General features: G+C 69.3%; 1 protein-coding gene and 3 pseudogenes. 3 read left to right on the top strand and 1 reads right to left on the bottom strand.

Annotated elements, in window-relative coordinates; translation table 11 throughout:
• Positions 1 to 356 precede the first annotated feature (356 nt).
• From VJ655_RS21085 to VJ655_RS21075, 3 pseudogenes are all read left to right on the top strand, one after another.
• Positions 357 to 498 (top strand): annotated as a pseudogene (locus tag VJ655_RS21085) (hypothetical protein); the annotation flags it as partial.
• Positions 499 to 617, top strand: a pseudogene (locus VJ655_RS21080) (hypothetical protein); the annotation flags it as partial.
• 49 nt (positions 618 to 666) lie between these two features.
• Positions 667 to 889: pseudogene (locus VJ655_RS21075) on the top strand (hypothetical protein); the annotation flags it as partial.
• A gap of 7 nt (positions 890 to 896) precedes the next feature.
• On the opposite strand, the gene VJ655_RS09515 reads toward VJ655_RS21075, so the two are convergent.
• The coding region (locus VJ655_RS09515) for an aldehyde dehydrogenase family protein (protein ID WP_324110826.1) at positions 897 to 2,304 on the bottom strand (1,408 nt) is incomplete at its 5' end.

The raw sequence follows: 2,304 nt of genomic DNA, 5'->3' as shown, positions 1-2,304 counted from the left end.
TCGCGTTTGTCACCCGTTAGGGAAGGTTAAAAAGCCGATTCATGGGGGCAAAACGCCCGTGCGCCGGGGATTTTTACGAAATCGTCGGCTCCGGAACGGCCGCATCCGGGGCAAAAGCGTTAATTGTAGTCTCTAAAGTGGATTATCGGCCGACTCGCGCCCTGGGTGATTCCGGCGACCGAATCGCGCGTCGAAGCGGCGATGCGCCGTGAACTACGGGAACGAAAGTCCTAATTCCTTAGGACCAAGGACCTCGCGGGAAACGTGGGACAAGGTTTTCGAGAGGTGACGATCACGGGCATTCGACGAGCGTTGGCGCCGACTTATCCTCCCCTCCGAAACCTGCCGTATGCTCTGTCTCACCTCGTCGCGAGGAAAGGGCGCGTGGCCAGCGACCATCGTGGCGGCGGGGGGCGATCGAGCGGGGACAGGTTCGAGGGGGATACTCGGACGGTCCGGGGATCTGACGCTGGTCAGGCCCGCCCGCCGCTGGCGTGGTTGGAGGCAAAAGGATGTGTCTTAGCCTGTAGTGGCTCGTCCTCTCCGACCGCTGGGCTGCCGGGAAACCGGAAGCCCAGGTCCCGGTAAGGCCTGAACAGGGCCACCCGACGGGACGCTGGCGAATAACGGTCGCGCGGAGCGTCTGGCTTCGTCGAAACGGTATTTATCAAAGTCTTCCGGACGGATGTCCGGCGCTCCGCGTCCCTTTCCATCCCTTCAGCGAGCGATCGCGTGAAGCCGAGGTCGCATGTCCGAGAGCGCCCCCTCCGTCTCGTCGCGTATCCGCGCCGATCCACCTCCCCCGCGGGCGGGGGAGGATGGCGGCCTCCTCCTCACCCGTGAAACGGGGGAGAGGCGCGATGCGAAGCATCGTGACGGAGGGGGCGCTGCGCCGACTACAGATCGAACCGCACGCCCTGGGCCAGGGGCAGGGCGCCCGAATAGTTCACCGTCGCGGTCTGGCGGCGCATGTACTGCTTCCAGCTGTCGGAGCCGCTCTCGCGGCCGCCGCCGGTCTCCTTCTCGCCGCCGAACGCGCCGCCGATCTCGGCGCCGGAGGGGCCGATGTTGACGTTGGCGATGCCGCAGTCGCTGCCCGCGGCTGACAGGAAGGCCTCGGCCTCGCGCACGTCGTTGGTCATGACGCAGGAGGAAAGGCCCTGGGGGACGTCGTTCTGGATCGCCACCGCCTCGTCGAAGTCCGTGTACGGAACGACGTGCAGAAGCGGCGCGAAGGTCTCGCGCTGCATGCACGGCGCGGGGGCGGAGAGACGGGCCAGGGCGGGGCGGACGTAGAAGGCCTCGGGCCATTGGTCCGCCAGCAGGCGCTCGCCGCCAGCGACGGTTCCGCCCTCGGTCCGCACCGCGTTCAAAGCCGCGACGAAGGCCTCGTAGGCCGCCCGGTCGATCAGCGGGCCCAGCAGGGTCTTGCCCTCGCGCGGATCGCCGACCGGCAGGCGCTGGAAGGCGGCCTCGACGGCGTCCGACAGCTTGTCGACCAGGCTCTCGTGGACGATCAGCCGGCGCAGGCTGGTGCAGCGCTGGCCGGCGGTGCCGGCCGCCGAGAAGACGATGGCGCGCAGGGCCAGGGACAGGTCCGCCGAGGGCGTGACGATCATCGCGTTGTTGCCGCCCAGCTCCAGGATCGAACGGCCGAAGCGCTCGGCGACCAGGGGGGCGACGGCCTTGCCCATGCGCGTCGAGCCGGTGGCGCTGACCAGCGGGATGCGCGGATCGCGGGCCAGGCGCTCGCCGGCGTCGCGGCCGCCCTGGACGACGCTGGCCAGGCCCTCGGGCGCGTCGCCGAATCGGGCCAGGGCCCGCTGCAGGATGGCGTGGGTGGCGAGCGCCGTCAGCGGCGTCTTCTCGGACGGCTTCCAGATCACCGGATCGCCACAGACCAGGGCCAGGCACGCGTTCCACGCCCAGACGGCGACCGGAAAGTTGAAGGCGCTGATCACGGCCACCGGCCCCAGCGGATGCCAGGTCTCGCGCATGGCGTGGCCGGGACGCTCCGAGGCGATCGTCAGGCCGTGCAGTTGACGCGACAGTCCGACGGCGAAGTCGCAGATGTCGATCATCTCCTGCACCTCGCCGGCCGCCTCGGAGGCGATCTTGCCGGCCTCCAGGGTGACGAGGGCCGCGAGGTCGGCCTTGGCCGCGCGCAGTTCCTCGCCGAACAGGCGGACCAGCTCGCCGCGACGCGGAGCGGGAACGACGCGCCAGGCGTCGAAGGCGCGGCAGGCGTCGGCGATCTTGGCCTGGATCTCCCGGGCGTCGTCGAAGGCGACATGGGTCAGGACC

The organism is Caulobacter sp. (assembly GCF_035254145.1).
GTDB lineage: Bacteria > Pseudomonadota > Alphaproteobacteria > Caulobacterales > Caulobacteraceae > Caulobacter.
Note: the sequence above shows the minus strand (reverse complement) of the source record. Positions and strands in the feature narration are given on the sequence as shown.